Here is a 17,359-nt window from a genome sequence, read left to right as displayed (position 1 = left end):
GGAGGACCACCACCGTGACCGACACCGACGTCCACCCCCTGCCGCTGCACATGCGCCGGGACCGCTTCACCCCCGATCCCGCTCTCGACCGGCACCGCGAGGACGGCGACGTCCCCGTCGTCTGGGGCGCGTTCGGTGCCGAGGCCTACCTCGTCACCCGCTACGACGACGTCCGCGAGGTGCTCGGCGACGCGGCCACCTTCTCCAACGCGGCCGGCTCGGAGCTGCGCCGCCCGGAGGGCCCCCGGCTGTCCGAGGCCGAGCTCGCCGAGATGCGGGCCGGGAACCTGCTCGCCCAGGATCCGCCGGAGCACACCCGGCTGCGCCGGCTGCTCACCCGCGAGTTCACCCAGCGCCGGATGGCGCGCCTGGAGCCGCGGATCACCGAGATCGTCGACGACCACCTCGACGCCCTGGAGAAGGCCGGACCGGGCGCGGACCTGGTGCGCGAGTTCGCGCTGCCGATCCCCTCGCTGGTGATCTGCGAGCTGCTCGGCGTGCCCTACGCCGACCGCGACGAGTTCTCCGCGCGGTCGTCGCGGCTACTGGACCTGTCGCTGCCCGCCGACGAGCGGGTCGCGCTCTCCCGGGAGAACCGCGCGTACATGTCCCGGCTGGTCGACGGCGCGTTCGCCGACCCGGGCGAGGACATCCTCGGGATGCTCGTGCGCGAGCACGGCCACGACCTCACGCACGCCGAGCTGGTCGGCATCGCGTCGCTGCTGCTGATCGCCGGGCACGAGACGACGTCGAACATGCTCGCCCTCGGCACGCTGGCGCTGCTCGAGCATCCCGACCAGGCGGACGCGGTCCGGGCCGAGCCCGAGCTCGCCCGCCCGGCCGTCGAGGAGCTGCTGCGCTGGCTGACGATCGTCCACACCGGCGTCGTCCGGGTCACGACCCGGGACACCACGATCGGCGGCACCGCCGTGCCGAAGGACTCGCTCGTCCTGTGCTCGCTCCCCTCGGCCAACCGCGATCCCGCGGCGGGCGCCGAGGACCCGGCCCGGCTCGACGTCCGCCGCGGGGCGGCCGGGCACGTCGCGTTCGGGCACGGCGTGCACCACTGCCTGGGCGCGCCACTGGCCCAGATGGAGATGGCGACGGCGTTCCCGGCGTTGCTGCGCCGGTTCCCGACGCTCGCCGTCGCGGGTGAGGTCCCGTCGTCGGCATTCCGGGCATACCACTTCGTGTACGGCATGCACTCGCTCCGCGTGACCTGGTAGGCGCTACCGTTCCCGGATGGGGACCACGACCGGCCCAGCGGCCCGGCCGTTGCGGGCCGACGCGGCACGCAACCACCGGCGGATCGTCGAGGCGGCCGCCGCCGCCTTCGAGTCCGACGGCCCGGACGTCGCGCTGGAGGAGATCGCGCGGCGGGCCGGGGTCGGGGTCGCCACGCTGTACCGCCGCTTCCGCACCCGGGACCTGCTGGTGCGGGCGGTGCTGGAGGACGTGTTCGCCGCCGAGATCGAGCCGACCGCCGCGGCCGGCGAGGGCAACCCGTGGTCCGACCTCGCCGGGTCGCTGTCCCGCGCGGTGGAGGCGATCGCCGGGCGGCGCACCCTGCTCAAGCTGGCGAGGGAGACCTGCGCGTTCGACGTCGAGCCGGTGCACCGGTACGGCCGCACGCTGACCCGGTTGCTCGACCGTGCCCGGGAGGCCGGGGCCGTGCGGCCCGAGCTCACCCCGCGCGATCTCTCGGCGGTGCTGGTGATGGCACTGGCCGCCGTGGACGTCTCCGAGGACGACGCGGACGGCACCGGCGGCACCGGCGGCACCCACGGCACGGACGGCGGCGGCGCCTCGGCCGACGAGGACCGGCGGCGCTACCTGGCGCTGCTGCTCGACGGGCTCCGGCCGGGCCATCCGCCGCTGCCGTCGCCGCCCGGCGACAGGACAGAAACCGGTGCGGACGCGAGCTTCCCCCCGCACTAGGTGAGGGGCTACGGTCGTCGGCGTCCGCTCGGCAACGGCGCCGGGCGGATGTTCTGCGTCAGCGGCCGGAGACGCGTTCCGGGTGCAGCCGCCCGGCCAGGGCCGCCACCGCGTCGGCGTTCCGGATCCCCGGGCTGACCTCGGCGAACGTCGTCGTGTAGACCCGGCCGTCGCGGACCGCGGGGACCGTCGCCAGCGCCGGGTCGGCGCGCAGCCTCTCGACCAGCGGCGCCGCCGACTCCGGTCCCTTGTCGACCCCGCAGCAGGCCGGGACGACGATGACGTCCGGTCGTGCGGCCACGATCCCCTCGGTCGAGACCGTGCGCTGCCGGCCGTCGATCTCCGGGAACGCCTGGGTCCCGCCTGCGGCCTCGATGATCGTCGTCGCGATGTCGCCGGAGCCGAAGACGCGCAGCTCCCCGGTCTGTCCCGGCGAGTTCAGCATCGCCACCCGCGGCCGCTCGGTGACCCCGTCGAGCCGCCGCGCGACGTCGTCCAGGGTGGACCGCATGCGGCCCGTGATCGCGGCGGCGCGGTCCTCGGCGCCGAGCAGCCGGCCGAGGTCGGTGAGGTCGCGCTCCACCCCGGCCAACGACACGTCGACCGCGCCGAGCTCGGTCTGCCCGCCGCCGTCGGCGGACGGGCAGTAGGAGCTGAACAGGAACGAGTCCATCCCGGTGCCGGCGAGGTCGGCGCGGGTGCCCAGGCCCTCCCGGGTGAAGGCGCCGGTGAACCCGGAGACCACGAGGTCGGGCGCCACCCGCAGGACCTCCTCGCGCGACGGGTACTCCTCCGGCCAGTAGATCGGCCGGTCCTGCTCGGGGTGGAACCCGCCGGCGAGCTCGGGGAGCAGCGGGTTGTCGAGGTAGGCGGCACCCACCAGCCGGTCCCCCGCGCCGAGCGCGAGCACGGCCTCGACCGCGTTGTGGAACATCGCGACGACGCGGCCGGGCCGCTCGACCGGGACGTCGACGTCGCAGTTGCGGACCGTCGGCCCGGCCGGGGCGGTGTCCGGGACGGCCTGCTCCGGGGCCCCGCCGCACCCGGCGAGCAGGACGACCACGAGGGACGACGCGGCGACCGAGGCGGCACGGGATCCGAGGGTCCGGCGGGAGCGGGGCACGCGGGGACACTAGCCGCGCACTCCCGCCGGATTCCACAGTTGAGCAGACGTTCAGCTGTTCGTCACAGCGGGCACCGGGTCAGAGCGTGCGCTCCAGCCGTCCGGCCAGGAGCCCCACGAACCGGGACGGGTCGGCGAGCTCCCCACCCTCGGCGAGCAGCGCCATGCCGTGCAGCAGCTCGGCGGTCTCGCTCGCGTCGGTCCCGGCGGCCTGCGCGTCACGCAGCCCGGTGACCAGCGGGTGCGACGGGTTGAGCTCCAGGATCCGCTTGACCTTCGGCGGCTCCTGCCCCATCGCCCGGTACATCTTCTCCAGGGTCGGGGTCATGTCGGACTCGTCGCCGACCAGCACCGCGGGCGAGGTCGTGAGCCGCGACGACAGCCGAACCTCCTTGACCTCCTCCTCGAGGACGCCGGTCACCCACTCGCAGAGCCCGGCGAACTCGGTGCGCTGCTCCTCGGCCTTCTCCTTGTCCTCGTCGGACTGGAGATCCACCTGACCCTTGGCGATCGAGCGGAACGGCGTGCCGTCGAAGCCCTCGACGCCGTCGACCCACACCTCGTCGACCGGGTCGGTGAGCAGCAGGACCTCGTAGCCCTTGTCCCGGAACGCCTCCATGTGCGGGGAGGACTGGATCGACGACGCCGAGTCCCCGGTCATGTAGTAGATGGCGTCCTGGCCCTCCTGCATCCGCTCCTTGTACGCGGCGAGGGTGGTCGGCCCGTCGGTCGCGTGGGTGGAGGCGAAGGAGGAGACCCCGAGGATCGTCTCGGTGTTGTCGGCGTCGGAGAGCAGGCCCTCCTTGAGCGCGCGGCCGAACTGCTCCCAGAACGTCGCGTACTTCTCGGGCTGCTCGTCGCGCAGGGTGCCGATCGTGGACAGCACCTTCTTCACCAGGCGGCGGCGGATCGCGGAGATCTGCCGGTCCTGCTGGAGGATCTCGCGGGAGACGTTCAGCGACAGGTCGGCCGCGTCGACGACGCCCTTGACGAAGCGCAGGTACTCCGGGACCAGCGCCTCGCAGTCGTCCATGATGAACACGCGCCGGACGTAGAGCTGGACACCGCGGCGGGCGTCGCGCATGTAGAGGTCCATCGGCGCGACCTGCGGCAGGAACAGCAGCGCCTGGTACTCGAAGGTGCCCTCGGCGGCGAGCCGCATGGTCTCCAGCGGCTCCTGCCAGTCGTGGCTGACGTGCCGGTAGAACTCCGCGTACTCCTCGTCGGAGACGTCCTTCTGGGGCCGCGCCCAGAGCGCCTTCATCGAGTTGAGGGTCTCGGGCTCCGGCTCGGACTCCGTGTCCGGCGCCTTCTCCGGGGTCATCCGGACCGGCCAGGTGATGAAGTCCGAGTAGGTCTTCACGATGCGGCGCAGCACGCCCGGGTCGGCGTAGTCGTGCATCTGGTCCTCGGCGTCGGACGCCTTGAGGTGCAGTGTCACCGCCGTGCCCTGCGGGGCGTCGTCGACGTCGGCGATCGTGTACGAGCCCTCGCCGTCGGACTCCCAGCGCACCCCGCCGCCGGTGCCGGCCTTGCGGGTGGTCAGCTCGACCCGGTCGGCGACCATGAACGAGGAGTAGAACCCGACGCCGAACTGCCCGATCAGGTCGCGGGCCTGGTCGCCGTCCCCGGCGTCCTGCAGCTTTGCCAGCAGCTCGGCGGTGCCCGACTTCGCGATGGTGCCGATCAGCTCGACGACCTCGTCGCGGGTCATCCCGATGCCGTTGTCGCGCACGGTCAGGGTCCGCGCCCCGGGGTCGGCGACGAGCTCGACGTGCAGGTCGTCGGTCTCCGCCCCGAGCTCCTTGTCCTGGTAGGCGGCGAGACGCACCTTGTCCAGCGCGTCCGACGCGTTCGAGATCAGCTCGCGCAGGAACACGTCCTTGTTCGAGTAGATCGAGTGGATCATGAGCCGCAGCAGCTGCCGGGCCTCCGCCTGGAACTCGATCGTCTCGGTGCTCACGTCTCTTCCCTCCTGGCTGCCATGCGGTCGGACCGCCCGATTCTGCCGTGCCGGGCGGCCGGGGAACGCCCCCCCCCGGCCCTCCCGGGCGCGGCGCCCGCCCGGCGGTGCCGCCGGTGCCACCGGTGCCCGGGCCGACCCGGCCGCGCCGCGCGCCGGTACCGTCGCGGACGAACCGCAGCTTCCCCTCGAACCGGACGGACCGGACGTGAGCCCGACCCGCACTCCCGCACGGCGCCTGGCCGCCGTGCTGTTGCTGTCGCTGGTCGCGGTCCTGGCGCCGGTCGCGGGCCCCGCGACGGCATGGGCGGACCCGGTCCCGGCCTCGGTGGGCAGCGACGCCGCCCCTGCGACGGCCGGACCGCAGTCCGCACTCGCCGCGCGGCCGGTCCCGGGCGGCCCGCTGCCCGCCGACGACGCGGCCCCGCCCGGTCCCCCGGGCCCGGTGCTCGACGCGCTCGTCCTGGCGCCGCCGCCGGTCACGGCCGGTGCGGCCTCCGGGCCCGCGACCGACCGGAGCACGACCACAGGCCTCGATCCGGGGCACGCCTCGGCCTCCACCCCGCGCGGACCGCCCGCGGCCTGACCGGCCGGTACCCGTCGCCGGTCCGCCGACCGGCGCCCGTGCCCCGCCGCGGACCACGGTCCCGCAGCGACCCGGCCCCCGCTCCCGCCCGTCCGCTCCCCCGTCCCGTGACCGGGACGCAGCCCCGAGGAATCCCGTGCAGCAACGCCCCGTCCTGTGGCGCGTGATGATCGCGCTCGCCGTGCTCGCCGTGTCCGCCGTCGTCGCGCTCACCACCGCGCCCACCCTGGGCCTGGACCTGCGCGGCGGCACCCAGATCGTGCTCGAGACCCGCGACACCGAGGAGGTGCCCGCGGACGCCGCGGCCACCGACCGGGTGCTCGAGGTGCTCCGCGGCCGCGTCGACGGTCTCAGTGTCGCCGAACCGTCGCTGACGCGCTCCGGGGAGAACCGGATCATCGTCGAGCTCCCCGGGCTCACCGACCCGGCGGAGGCCGCCGAGACGCTAGGCCGGACCGCTCAGCTGACCATGCACCCGGTGCTCGGCACCGGGGCCCCGGAGGCCGCGCCCACCGCCGACGAGACGGGCCAGCCGCTGCAGCTCGGGCCGCCCGCGCTGCAGGGCGACATGATCGCCTCGGCGCAGTCGGTGCCGTCGCAGCAGTCGGTCGGGTTCGAGGTGCAGGTCGGCTTCGACGGCGAGGGCCCCGGCCGCTGGCAGGCGCTCACCGGGCAGGCGGCCTGCGCACCGCCGGGCGACCCGCAGCGCCGGGTCGCGATCGTGCTCGACGACCAGGTGATCTCCTCCCCGCAGGTCGACCCCTCGATCGCCTGCCAGGTCGGCATGGTCGGCGGGCAGACGACGATCACCGGCAACTTCTCCCAGGAGCAGGCGAACGAGCTGTCCGTGCTCATCGAGGGCGGCGCGCTGCCGGTGCCGGTCGAGATCATCGAGCAGCGGACCGTCGGCCCGACGCTCGGCGCCGACGCGATCTCCGCGAGCGCCTGGGCCGCGATCATCGGCTCGGCGCTCACCGCCGTCTTCCTGATCGTCGTCTACCGCCTGGTCGGCGTCGTCGCCGTCGTCGCGCTCGGCGGCTACGCGCTCACCGCCTACGCGGTGCAGACCGGACTCGGAGCGACCCTGACCCTGCCCGGCCTGGCCGCCTTCGTCCTCGCCGTCGGCATGGCCGTCGACGCGAACGTGCTGATCGCCGAACGCTCCCGCGAGGAGTACGCGGCCCGGCCACGCCTGGAACGCGCGTCGGAGAACGGCTACCGGTTCTCGCTGTCCGCCGTCGGGGACGCCGCCGTCACCTCGCTGCTCGCCGCCGTCCTGCTGTTCGGACTGGCGTCGGGCCCGGTGCGCGGCTTCGGCGTCACGCTCGTCATCGGTGTCGTCGTCTCGCTGTTCTCGGCGCTGGTGCTGTCCCGGTTGCTGACGCTGGCGGTACTGCGGATCCCCGCGGTCCGCAGGCGGCCCCGCATCACCGGGATCGCGGCGATCGGGCCCGTGCGGCAGCGCCTGGAGGCGCGCGACCCTGGCTTCCTGCGCAACGCGGCGAAGGTGCTCGCGGTCGCGGGTGTGGTGCTGGTGGTCGCGGCCAGCGGGCTGTTCGTGCGCGGGCTGGAGCTCGGGGTCGAGTTCACCGGCGGCCGGCTCGTCGAGTTCACGACGACGAACCCGATCACCCCCGAGCAGGCCCGGGAGGCCGTCACCGCCGCCGGGTACCCGAACCTGCAGGTCACGACGACCGGGGACGGCGCCGTCGGCCTGCGAGCCGGTGAACTGGCGGACGCGGAGGTCGCGGCCCTGCGCGACTCGGTCGCCGCCGCCGGTGGCGGGGCCGAGGTCCTGCGCGACGAGATGATCGGCCCGAGCCTCGGCGAGGAGCTGGCGCGGGGCGGTCTGATCGCCCTCGGCGTCGCGCTGGCGGCCCAGTTCCTCTACCTGGCCTTCCGGTTCCGGTGGACACTCGGCGCCGGTGCGGTGGCCGCCCTGCTCGCCAACGTGCTGGTCGTCGTCGGAGTGTTCGCCTGGACCGGGCGGACCCTCGACGGGGTGTTCCTCGCGGCGCTGCTCACCGTCATCGGCTACTCCGTCAACGACACGGTGGTGGTGTTCGACCGGGTGCGCGAGCACTGGGCGCGCCGGGCGAAGGACCCGTTCCACAGGGTCGTCGGATCGGCCGTGCTCTCGACGCTGCCGCGGACGGTGAACACCGGCGTCTCGGCACTGATGATCCTGGTGATGCTGCTGCTCCTGGGCGGGGCGACGCTCGCCGACTTCGCGCTGGCGCTGATCATCGGCATCGTGGTGGGCACGATCTCGACCATCGTGGTCGCCGGACCGGTCGCGATCCTGCTGGAGCGCCGCTGGGGCGGGACACCGCCGCGGGTCAGCAAGGACAAGCAGCCGGTCGGCAAGGCCGGTCGCCGCAACCCGTCGCGGGCCGACCGCGCCCGGACCCGCAACGCCGACGGCGCCGTGGTCTGACCCCCGGTCCATACCCGGATCAGCTCGCGGCCGACCGGTCGCCGCGGTCGAGCCGCTCCCCGCAGCGCTCGATCGCGGCCCGGATCATGCGGCCGTACCCGTCGTCCGGAAGGGCACCGGTCCGGGCGCGGGCGAGCGCGAGGTGCTCGCGGGCCGGGCCGTCGGCGCCGAGCCTGCGGTGCACGTCGGCCAGGTTGAGGTGCAGCGACGGGTAGAAGCCCGCCACCTGCAGCGACGCGTGGTGGGCCCGGGCGCGGTCGTCGGTCAGCTCGTCGGCGGCGGCGAGCGCCCGCTCGTCCCACCTCAGCTCCGCGTGCGCATCGTCCTGCACGTCGGCCGCGTGGTGCGCGAGCGTGCAGCGGTGCAGCGGGTCGCCGCGCTCGCCGACCCGGGCCCAGAGCGCGTCGAACCGGGCGCGGGCCGTGGCGGTGTCACCGGCGTGCCCCGCCTCCACCGCGGCCCCGATCTCCGCCATCACGGTGTCGTGCCGGTCGTCCTGCTGGGTGTCGGTCATCGTTCCTCCCGGTCGCCGCTGCGTGGACCGGATGATGCGGGACACCCCCGACAGTTCCCCGGCCGTCAGCCCGCCGGGTGCTCCCGCCAGCGGAGCTCCGCGGCCCGCCACTCCCGGTCGAGGCGTTCGGCGGCGAGCCCCCGGCCCACCGACCGGGCCCACCGGTCGGCGAGCAGCACCAGCAGCCCGCCGGCGACGAGCACCGACGCCGCCCGCAGCACCCCCGCCGTGCGGGCCTCGGCCAGCCAGCGCGGCGTGGTCGGCTCGCCGTCGGCGTCGAGCCACAGCGTCACCGTGCGTCCCGCGGTCGCGACCTCGCCGACCGCGACGTCCGCGACCCGGATGCCGTCGCGCGGGTCGTTCCAGGTCACCGGCACCGGGGCGCCGCCGGCGTCGGGCCGGGTCTGCAGGACCGTCGCCGTCGTCCGGGTCGCGTCGTAGCGGGCGGCGACCTCGTCCTCGGCGGCCTGACCGGCGAGCAGCGCCACCAGGACGAGGAGCCCGACCGCGACCGGCACGGCGATCCGCCGGACGGTGCCGAGTGCGCGCTCCACCGGGTCCGCGTCGGGGCTGGTGATCATGTCCATGCTGACGAGGATCGGCGGCGTCGTGACCGGCCACAATGCGGAATCGGCGCGGTCAGCCTTCGGGTACGGCAGAGGCTCGGATGTGGTCGGCCAGCGCGGACGCGACCGGCCAGCTCGGCGACCCGCGTTCCAGCGCCGCACCCCGGCACAGCGACAGGCCGCGCCGCGCCCACGGCTCGGCGAGGTCGCGGACCTCGAGGCGCCCGAGCCGGGCCGGGCCCGCTGCCGCGCGGCGCGGGACGATCCCCAGGCCGGCGCCCGCCTCGGCCAGCGCGACGACCGTCCGGAGGTCGACGGTGCGGGTCCGGTACCGCGGCACCGGGGCGGACGGCCCCGCGTGCCCGGTCAGCGCGACCTGGAACGGCGCCGCCGCCTGCAGCCCCACCATCGGGTGCTCGGCAGCCTCGGCGTAGGTCATCGCGTCGCGGCCGTCGAGCACCCCGCCGGGCGGGCCGATGACGACGAGTGAGTCGTCGCACAGCGGCTCGGCCGCCAGCCCCGAACCGGCCGCGACGTCGTCGAGCACGATGCCCAGATCGGCCTCGCCGTCGACGAGCCGCCGGGCGGTCTCGACGCTGCGGTGGACCGTGACGTCGACGTCGGCGTCCGGGTGGGCCAGGAGGAACGTCGTCACCGCGCGCGGCACCAGGCCGTGCATCGCCGAGCTGCCGGCCAGCAGGGACAGCGGCGCCGACGCGGGCCGGGCGTAGGACGCGATCGCGCCGTCGAGGCGGGCCGCGCGGTCGAGGACGTCGCGGGCGTGCCGGGCCAGCGCCATTCCCGCGGGAGTCGTGCGGACCCCGCGGCGGCCGCGGACGAGCAGCTCGATCCGCGCATGCCGCTCCAGGGAGCGGATCCGCGCGCTCGCCGACGGCAGGCTCAGGTTCGCCCGCTCCGCCCCCGCCGTGATGGAGCCCTCGGCGACGACGTGCAGGAACAGCCGGAGGTCGGTGAGGTCGTACTGCACAGCGGTCAGCCTATGGAAGAACCGCACTCTCTGACGAGGACTGTTCCTGTCCGCGATCCACGCCAGGATCGGCGGATGACTCCCACCCTGCAGATCGCCCTCGACGCCACCGACCCGCACGCCCTCGCCCGCTTCTGGGCGGCGGCCCTGGGCTACGAGGTCGAGGACCACACCGAGATCGTCACCGGGCTGCTCGCCGCCGGTCACCTCACCGACGACGAGGTGCTGACCGACGGCGACCGCGCGGCGTTCTGCGACGTCGCCACCTGCCGCGGCCCCGGCCCGCGCCTCTTCCTCCAGCGGGTGCCGGAACCGAAGACGGCGAAGAACCGGATCCACCTCGACCTGCAGGTCGGGCCGGAGGCCGCGCCCGCGGAGATCGAGCGGCTGGTCGCCCTGGGCGCCGAGGTGGCGTGGGTGACCTCCGACCGCGGCCCGGTGAACACCACCCTGCGCGACCCCGAGGGCAACGAGTTCTGCCTGAGCTGACCGGCCTGCTCCCGGAAGTGGGGTTGTCCCCCGCACGGCCTCGTACCAGCCCGACCGACACGGTGCCCCGACGCTGCCACCGTCGACGGTGACCGCCGACCGGCGGAGCTCGGCGAGCTTCCGGGAGATGCGCCATGCCGTCGCCAGCAGCAGTCACCGCACGGACCGCGGGACCGGAGGTCACGGCCCCGCTGCCCGTCCCCGACGCCCGGCGGCGGCCACGCCTGGCCGGTGTCGACGTCGCCCGCGGCGTGGCGGTGCTCGGGATGATCGCGACGCACGCGCTGCCGCAGGCGACCGACGCCGGGGACCCCACGACGGCCGCGGTGGTGGCCGCCGGACGGTCGGCGGCGACGTTCGTGTTCGTCGCCGGTGTCAGCGTGGCCTTCCTGTCCGGTCGACGGGACGGTGTGCACGGCCGGGCACGCCTCGCCGCCTCGGCCGGGCTGCTGGTCCGCGCCGGCGTCGTCCTCGCGTTGGGGCTCGTCGTCGGGACGCTGTCGCCCCTCAACGGCATCTGGGGGATCCTGCCCGTCTACGGCCTGCTGTTCGTCCTGGTGCTCCCGCTGCTGGGGCTGGGGCCACGCGCGCTCGCCGCGGTCACCGCCGCGATCGTCGCCCTCGGCCCGGTGCTGCTGATGACGACGTCCGCCGCGGAGCTGCCGCTGGCCGGCGAGGACGACCCGACGCTCGTCACCCTGCTCCTGGACCCGCTCGGGCTCCTGGTGCAGCTCCTCCTGTCGGGCGCCTACCCGGTGGTGGTCTACCTGGCCTACCTGACCGCCGGGCTCGCGGTCGGCCGGCTCGACCTGTCGTCGGGACGGGTCGCGGGATGGCTGCTCGGCGGGGGGCTGGCGCTCGCCGTGACGGCGCGCGCGGTGTCCTGGTACCTGCTGGACGTCCTCGGCGGGCTCGACGCGCTGGTGCGCGGCTCCGGCGCCGACGATCCCGCCCGGGCCGCGACGACGCTGCTGTGGGAGGAGAACCAGCCGCTGACGTCGTGGTGGCACCTCGCGCTGCCGGCACCGCACTCGCACACCCCGGTCGACCTGCTGCACACCCTCGGCTCGGCGTCCGCGGTGCTCGGCGCCTCGCTGCTGCTCAGCCGGGTGCCGATCGTGTGGCGGATGCTCTCGCCGCTCGCTGCGGCAGGGAGCATGGCACTGACCGTGTACTGCGCACACCTCGTACTGCTCGCCACGGGCATCTGGGCCGACGACCCCACCCTGCTGTTCACCGCGATGGCGGTCGGCGCCCTGCTGGGTGCGCTGCTCTGGCGTCACCTGCTCGGTCAGGGGCCGCTGGAGAAGCTCGTCTCCGTGCCTGCCACGGCCGCCCGCCGGGCCGTCGCCGCGGGCCCGGCCCGCACGCCGTCGACCGGGCTGTCCGTGGGAGCGCGGGCCGCAACCCGGGTGGCCGCCGGGACCGCCGCCGTCGTGGTGCTCGTCGCCGCGCTCGGCCTGGGGGTCTGGACCCGGAGCACGGCCCCGGTCCCCGCCGCCGGTCCGGAGGTGACGGGGAGCGCGCCCGCCGATCCTGACGCCGCGGACGCGGCCGGCCCGGACACCGCCCGGTACTGCGCGCTGTCCGTCCGGTACTCCGCCCTGCTCGACACCGAGGAGGACCCCGCACCGGAGGCCCTCCGGGACGCCGCGGACACGGCGACGGAGATGGCCCGGGTGGCCCCCGCCCCGGTCGCGGGCCCGGTCGCCCTGCTCGCCGACGACGCACGGGCCGAGGCCGGCGTCACCGGCGCCACCGCCCCGGATCCCGCCGCGGTCGAGACGGCGCAAGCGGCGGTCGACGCGTTCGAGGAGACCGGCTGCGCGTAGGCCCGCGGGCCCCGGTCAGCCGGGTTCGAGGTCGTAGGTCCGCCTGCCCACGGTGATCAGGTCGACGGCCGAGACCAGCCCCGCGTTCCCCGCACCCTGGTTCACCCCGGCCGCGTACGCCGAGATGCCGGGATGGGCGTCCATGATCTCGTCGAGCGTGTACTGCGGCGCGCCGTCCGCGCACTCGCGGTAGGCGTCGGTGGCGCCGATCTGGCGGGTGAGGCAGAACGTGCCGGAGCCGACGTCGTACCGCGTCCAGCGGCCCACCGGCGCCGGATCCGGGAGGTAGGTCAGCAGGTGCAGGTCCTGCGGGCCGAGGTCGCCGCCGTCGATGTCGGCGGCGATCTGGAACGACGGCATCGCGTCCGTCGACGACTCCGGTGAGCGGAACGCCTGGTAGCTGCTGGTGGCGAAGCGGGACAGCGGCCCGCCGACCTCGCGGGTGACGAACTGGACCTTGTCGCCGTCGCCGGGTGTGCGGAGCTCCAGGGCACCGGTGCCGCCGTCGGCGGGGGCGCCGTACCGCGAGGTGAACTCGCGGCTGCCCGCGCCGCGGTCGAACGTCCCCGCGAACTGGTTCGACGCCGTGGGCGTGACGGTGACCGTTCCGGACGGCCCGAACGGGTCCACCGCGAGAGCAGGGTGCAGCGAGGCCCCCGCCAGCAGGGCCGCCAGCGCGGCCGCCGCGACGAGTCCGTTCCGGCGCGCACGACGCATGTGTCCTCCTCGACCCGTGATCGTCCGGTCCAACGAGCAGGGAGGGCCGGGGATACCCGTGCGGGGTCAGCGGCGGACGCGGATCTCCATGGACACCGTGACCACGTCCCCGACGTCGACGCCCTCGGTGCGCCGGACCACGTCCTTCACCGGGAGCAGGTACCCGCCGTTCTTCGGGAACAGCGACGTCGTCCAGCGGGTCGCGCCCAGCGCGGCGTCGACGGGGACCATGCCCCAGCCGTACGTGACGTCCCGGCTGACCTCGGCGACCTCCGCCGCGAGCTCGTCGGGCAGCCGGACGAAGTGGAACGGCGACGGGCCACGCCAGTGGACGATCTCGCCGCTGACGTCCACCGCGGTGCTCCCCTCGCCGGTGCGGGCCCTCAGGGGCCACATCGGACGGTACTCCCGCGCACGCGGGCGCGGGCCGTCAGTCCGCGGGCCGCTGCTCCCGACCCGGAGCCGCCGCGACCGGCTCCGGCGCGGCGGGCCCGAACCACCGGGCCAGCGCGGCGTCGAGCGCGTGGGAGCCCTCCCCCGCCCAGACCACATGACCGTCCGGGCGCAGCAGCACGTCGGGCACACCCGGCGCCCCGGCGTCGACGACGTGGTCGACCCGGTCGGCCCACCCGGCGACCGGCAGCGTCCCGGTGCGGTCCAGCAGGAGGCCGCGGCCGGCGTGCATCAGCTCGTACAGCCGGCCCCGGTCCAGCTGCAGGTCCCGCATCCGGCGGCCCACGAGGTCGTGGCCGCCGCCGAGGTCGTAGCGGATCCCGATCGCGATGATCTTCTCGGTGAGGTGGCGGTTCACCTCCTCGAAGCCCACCAGCTCGGCGAGCAGGCGGCGCACCGCCTGCGCCCCCGGTTCCACAGACATCAGCTCGATCTGGGCACGCGTGTTGTCGAGCACCGCGGCGGCGACCGGGCGGCGCTCGGCACCGTAGGTGTCCAGCAACCCGTCCGGCGCGCGGCCGCCGACCTCGGCGGCAAGCTTCCAGCCGAGGTTGAACGCGTCCTGGATGCCGAGGTTGAGTCCCTGTCCGCCGGTCGGCGGGTGGACGTGCGCCGCGTCGCCGGCGAGCAGCACCCGGCCGGACCGGTAGCGCTCGGCGAGCCGGGTCGCGTCGCCGAACCGGGAGCGCCAGCGCGGCGAGTGCACCCCGAAGTCGGTGCCGGAGACCGCGCGGAGCCGGCGACGGACCTCGTCGATCGTCGGCGGCGGCGCGCCCCGCTCCGACACCCCCGCGGCGGGCACCACGACGCGGTACACCCCGTCGCCGAGCGGCCCGAGCCCGAACCGTTTCTGGGTCTCGCGGACCCGGGTGACCACGGCGGTGACTGTCTCCGGGTCGGCGGCGACCTCCGTCTCGCCGATCAGCGTCTCGGTCCGCGACGGCTCCCCCGGGAACCCGATCCCCAGCAGCGAGCGGACCGTGCTGCGCCCGCCGTCGCAGCCGACGACCCAGCCCGCCCGCACACGGGCGCCACCGGCCAGCTCGACGGTGACGCCGTCGTCGTCCTGGGTGAGGCCGACCAGCTCCTCGCCGCGCCGGATCTCGACGGCGCGCTCGGCGAGCAGCCGGTCGGTGACGGGCTGCGGGATGCCGAGGACGTAGGCGTGCGCGGTGTCGAGATCCGCGGGCGCGGGTGCGGTGATGCCGGCGAAGAAGCCCCCGACAGGGTGCTGCGTGCCGTGCTCGAGGAACCGCTCCAGCAGCCCGCGCTGGTCCATCACCTCGATGCTGCGCGCGTGGAGGCCGAGCGAACGGACGACCGTCGTCGGCTCCGCGTCCCGGTCCAGGACGAGCGTGCGGACGCCGTGCAGGCGCAGCTCGGCGGCCAGCATCAGACCTGTCGGCCCGGCTCCGGCGATGACGACGTCGACCATGGACCCCCCGTTCCGTCGATGTCCCCACCGATCGCCGTGCGGATCGTCGTGATCCGCACCGTCCGGTGGACGGCGAAGAGTGTGCAGGTCGGACCGGGTCTTGCCGCAAGACGGGGGGTGCGCTATACGTTGGTCACGGAGGAGACGACCGCTCCGTCCTACCGCGGTAATGGTCCTTGATGACGGCAGAAATCGTCTGAAGCGGCTCGCAGGTCGGTCCGATCTCCCCATCGGTCGCCGCAGTGATTGCCGCCTTCCACAACGCCCAGCCGCGCGCGCGGGCCCACGTCTCCTCCGACGCGTCCACGGTGACGCAGAAGATCTCTCGGGCCTCACCCCAAAAGAGCGTCCACGTCGGCACAAGGTCACACGCCGGATCACCCACCCCGCACGTGCCGAAGTCGATGACCGCCGACAGACGACCCCTCTCGACCAGGAGGTTGCCCGAGGCGACGTCGCCGTGGAACCACGTCTGGTCTCCTGTCCACCGCGACTCACAGGCGTGGTCCCACACGGCCAGAGCATCGTCGGTCGCGATCCGATAACCCAGAGCCGCGATCGCACGACGGGCCTCGTCGTCGTAGACCGCGACATCGGCACCACGGAAGAAGCTGTGAGGCCCGGCGGGTGGTCCCGTGGAAGCGTCGACACGCTGCAGTGCACGGAGGAACCGGGCCAGGTCCTCGGCGAACCGGGTACTGGTTCCCACGTCCGTCGCCGACGCGGTCCTCCCTGGGATCCATCTGCGGATCGACCACGGCCGGGGGTAGTCCGACGAGGGACGCCCTTCGGCGATCGGGACAGGTATCGGGACCGGCAGCGTCGTCGCCAGCCATGGCAGCCACGTCAGCTCCTTCGCGACCGCAGCGGCATACCTCTCCGCGCTGGGCAGGCGAATCGTCAACTCGGTCCCGAGGCGGAACGTGCGGTTGTCCCACCCCCTCTCGTCGACCTCGACGACCGGCAGGTGGGTCCACTGCGGGAACTGTTCCTCGATCAGCCGGGTCGCCAGCGCGGCATCGATCTCGTCACGGAGCATCCGGCCGAGAATGCTCGATCCGGATTCCGGGCACGAGCGGTTTCCGCGACGTCGCGGGTGGGGAAAGTCGGGGCGGACGAGTCGGTCTGTAAGTCGTTGCAGGTCAGAGACCCGCTATGCGCCGTGGGTCGTCTCCGGGCCGTGCGCACCACTACCCGAGCGCGGCGCCGAGCCCATCCACGATCAGCTTCGTCAGCGTCCCTGCCGCTGCCCCGGTTGTGATCAGCTGCTGCACCCGACCCACGATCTGGCGAATCTTCCCCGGATCCGGCTCGTCGTCGTCCAGTTCGTTCTCAACCTCGGTCGTTGACTCCTCCACCGCGGCCCGGCTGTCTTCATCGAGTCCGAGACCGTCGAGCTGGTCGCGGAGGAGGACGAGACACTCCCGCAGACCATCGGCGTTCGCGATCGGCGCATCACCCTGCCACCGGCTCTGATCCACGGGCCCGGAGATCCCGACGGCCATCTGGCCGCTGTTGTTCACTGGCCCGTAGAAGTTGTTGATGCTGCCACCCGGCGCGACCGGGGCGTTGCCAGGCTCGACGTCTAGCGAGATCGGCTTGATGTGCTTGGCGGCCGAGCGCCGCCATTGTTTGCCGACCTCGCGAGCGGCACGGTCGATATCGCGTTTGTTGACCTTGAAGCCCTTGTTGGCCATGTCGAAGACCCTCCTTGCGGGGGTGCTGGGGCCACCCCTGCTCGTTCCAGGCCCATATCTGCGAGAACAACATCAATGTAACCCCTACATGTAGGGGCATGCCACTACCCGGTCACGAATACGGCGTCGATGGCGCGGCGGGTCCGCGCCGAACTGAACGGCATCAGGTGGGTATAGGTCCGGAGCGTGAAGCCGGGATCGTGGTGACCCAGGTACTCCGACAGCGCCCGGACGCCCTCCCCCGCGTCCAGCAGGACCGAGGCGTAGTAGTGGCGCAGCGCGTGCGTGCCCGTCCTGCCGGGTCGGGTTCTCCACTCCGGCGCCTTCCGGGCGGGCGCCCAGACACTCTCGTTGAAGTGGTTGCGGCGCAACGCTCCCCCGCGCTCGTCGGTGAACAGGAGCCGGGCCGTGACCGGATCTCCCGGCCGGGGTGCGCCATGGCAGCGTCACCGGGACCGGCGGAAACTGCTCGGCGTGCTCGTCGACCAGGCGCAGGACGCTGCGCGGCATCGGCACCTCGCGGGTCTTGTTGCGCTTCGGCGGCGCGAACACGAGACGGCTGTCCACGAGCCGCACTTGTCGAACGACGTGCGGGACGCCCGCCTCCCGGTCGATGTCGTC

General features: G+C 74.2%; 17 protein-coding genes. 6 read left to right on the top strand and 11 right to left on the bottom strand.

Translation table 11 applies throughout. From position 1 onward, the window contains the following. The first annotated feature begins 14 nt into the window (after window positions 1-14). Window positions 15-1,226 carry a cytochrome P450 gene (locus tag Ae150APs1_RS27980; RefSeq protein ID WP_212567269.1) on the top strand — a complete coding sequence of 404 codons (1,212 nt, stop codon included), beginning with the start codon at window positions 15-17 and terminating at the stop codon, window positions 1,224-1,226. A gap of 16 nt (window positions 1,227-1,242) precedes the next feature. Next, window positions 1,243-1,938: a TetR/AcrR family transcriptional regulator gene (locus tag Ae150APs1_RS27975; protein ID WP_075301316.1), complete on the top strand. Its 696-nt coding sequence runs from the start codon at window positions 1,243-1,245 to the stop codon at window positions 1,936-1,938. 58 nt (window positions 1,939-1,996) lie between these two features. Here Ae150APs1_RS27975 and Ae150APs1_RS27970 read toward each other — a convergent pair whose 3' ends face one another. Together Ae150APs1_RS27970 and htpG are read right to left on the bottom strand one after the other, a co-directional pair. After that, on the bottom strand, window positions 1,997-3,061 hold the full coding sequence (locus Ae150APs1_RS27970; RefSeq protein WP_075301314.1) for an ABC transporter substrate-binding protein: 1,065 nt from the start codon (window positions 3,059-3,061) through the stop codon (window positions 1,997-1,999). Window positions 3,062-3,140: 79 nt separating this feature from the next. Further along, window positions 3,141-5,024, bottom strand: a complete 1,884-nt coding sequence (gene htpG, locus Ae150APs1_RS27965) for a molecular chaperone HtpG (protein ID WP_075301312.1) — start codon at window positions 5,022-5,024, stop codon at window positions 3,141-3,143. A gap of 208 nt (window positions 5,025-5,232) precedes the next feature. Between htpG and Ae150APs1_RS27960 the strand changes: the two genes are divergently transcribed. Together Ae150APs1_RS27960 and secD are read left to right on the top strand one after the other, a co-directional pair. Beyond that, the gene (locus tag Ae150APs1_RS27960; protein ID WP_075301310.1) at window positions 5,233-5,610 is read left to right on the top strand and encodes a hypothetical protein; all 378 of its coding nucleotides are present in this window, start codon (window positions 5,233-5,235) and stop codon (window positions 5,608-5,610) included. Window positions 5,611-5,746: 136 nt separating this feature from the next. Next, the gene (secD, locus tag Ae150APs1_RS27955) at window positions 5,747-8,047 is read left to right on the top strand and encodes a protein translocase subunit SecD (protein WP_256385561.1); all 2,301 of its coding nucleotides are present in this window, start codon (window positions 5,747-5,749) and stop codon (window positions 8,045-8,047) included. A 19-nt stretch (window positions 8,048-8,066) separates the two neighbouring features. Here the strand turns inward: secD and Ae150APs1_RS27950 are convergent, their stop codons facing one another. From Ae150APs1_RS27950 to Ae150APs1_RS27940, 3 genes are all read right to left on the bottom strand, one after another. Further along, window positions 8,067-8,522, bottom strand: a complete 456-nt coding sequence (locus Ae150APs1_RS27950) for a hypothetical protein (protein WP_139317213.1) — start codon at window positions 8,520-8,522, stop codon at window positions 8,067-8,069. A gap of 104 nt (window positions 8,523-8,626) precedes the next feature. Beyond that, the gene (locus tag Ae150APs1_RS27945) at window positions 8,627-9,148 is read right to left on the bottom strand and encodes a hypothetical protein (protein WP_139317175.1); all 522 of its coding nucleotides are present in this window, start codon (window positions 9,146-9,148) and stop codon (window positions 8,627-8,629) included. 52 nt (window positions 9,149-9,200) lie between these two features. Next, window positions 9,201-10,115: a LysR family transcriptional regulator gene (locus tag Ae150APs1_RS27940; protein ID WP_075301306.1), complete on the bottom strand. Its 915-nt coding sequence runs from the start codon at window positions 10,113-10,115 to the stop codon at window positions 9,201-9,203. A gap of 75 nt (window positions 10,116-10,190) precedes the next feature. Between Ae150APs1_RS27940 and Ae150APs1_RS27935 the strand changes: the two genes are divergently transcribed. After that, window positions 10,191-10,604 carry a VOC family protein gene (locus Ae150APs1_RS27935; RefSeq protein WP_075301304.1) on the top strand — a complete coding sequence of 138 codons (414 nt, stop codon included), beginning with the start codon at window positions 10,191-10,193 and terminating at the stop codon, window positions 10,602-10,604. Window positions 10,605-10,738: 134 nt separating this feature from the next. After that, complete coding sequence (locus tag Ae150APs1_RS27930) at window positions 10,739-12,436, top strand: heparan-alpha-glucosaminide N-acetyltransferase domain-containing protein (RefSeq protein WP_075301302.1); 1,698 nt, start codon at window positions 10,739-10,741, stop codon at window positions 12,434-12,436. 15 nt (window positions 12,437-12,451) lie between these two features. On the opposite strand, the gene Ae150APs1_RS27925 is transcribed toward Ae150APs1_RS27930, so the two are convergent. The 6 genes from Ae150APs1_RS27925 to Ae150APs1_RS30750 all read right to left on the bottom strand — a co-directional run bounded on the left by Ae150APs1_RS27925 (window position 12,452) and on the right by Ae150APs1_RS30750 (window position 17,136). Beyond that, a complete protein-coding gene (locus tag Ae150APs1_RS27925) occupies window positions 12,452-13,153 on the bottom strand; it encodes a hypothetical protein (protein WP_075301300.1) in 702 nt (233 codons plus the stop codon). 66 nt (window positions 13,154-13,219) lie between these two features. Further along, the gene (locus tag Ae150APs1_RS27920) at window positions 13,220-13,549 is read right to left on the bottom strand and encodes a DUF1905 domain-containing protein (protein WP_075301298.1); all 330 of its coding nucleotides are present in this window, start codon (window positions 13,547-13,549) and stop codon (window positions 13,220-13,222) included. Window positions 13,550-13,583: 34 nt separating this feature from the next. After that, the gene (gene rox / locus Ae150APs1_RS27915) at window positions 13,584-15,041 is read right to left on the bottom strand and encodes a rifampin monooxygenase (RefSeq protein WP_075301296.1); all 1,458 of its coding nucleotides are present in this window, start codon (window positions 15,039-15,041) and stop codon (window positions 13,584-13,586) included. Between the two features lie 133 nt (window positions 15,042-15,174). Continuing rightward, complete coding sequence (locus Ae150APs1_RS27910; RefSeq protein WP_075301294.1) at window positions 15,175-16,080, bottom strand: aminoglycoside phosphotransferase family protein; 906 nt, start codon at window positions 16,078-16,080, stop codon at window positions 15,175-15,177. Between the two features lie 151 nt (window positions 16,081-16,231). After that, window positions 16,232-16,738 (bottom strand): hypothetical protein, encoded by a 507-nt coding sequence (locus tag Ae150APs1_RS27905; RefSeq protein ID WP_075301292.1) that lies wholly within the window; start codon window positions 16,736-16,738, stop codon window positions 16,232-16,234. A 104-nt stretch (window positions 16,739-16,842) separates the two neighbouring features. Further along, window positions 16,843-17,136, bottom strand: a complete 294-nt coding sequence (locus Ae150APs1_RS30750) for a site-specific integrase (RefSeq protein ID WP_083680505.1) — start codon at window positions 17,134-17,136, stop codon at window positions 16,843-16,845. Window positions 17,137-17,359: the final 223 nt, after the last annotated feature.

The sequence above is a fragment of the Pseudonocardia sp. Ae150A_Ps1 genome (genome assembly GCF_001932315.1).
GTDB lineage: Bacteria > Actinomycetota > Actinomycetes > Mycobacteriales > Pseudonocardiaceae > Pseudonocardia.
The sequence above is the reverse complement of the archived record's forward strand: the minus strand, read 5'-3'. Positions and strand labels throughout refer to the sequence as shown.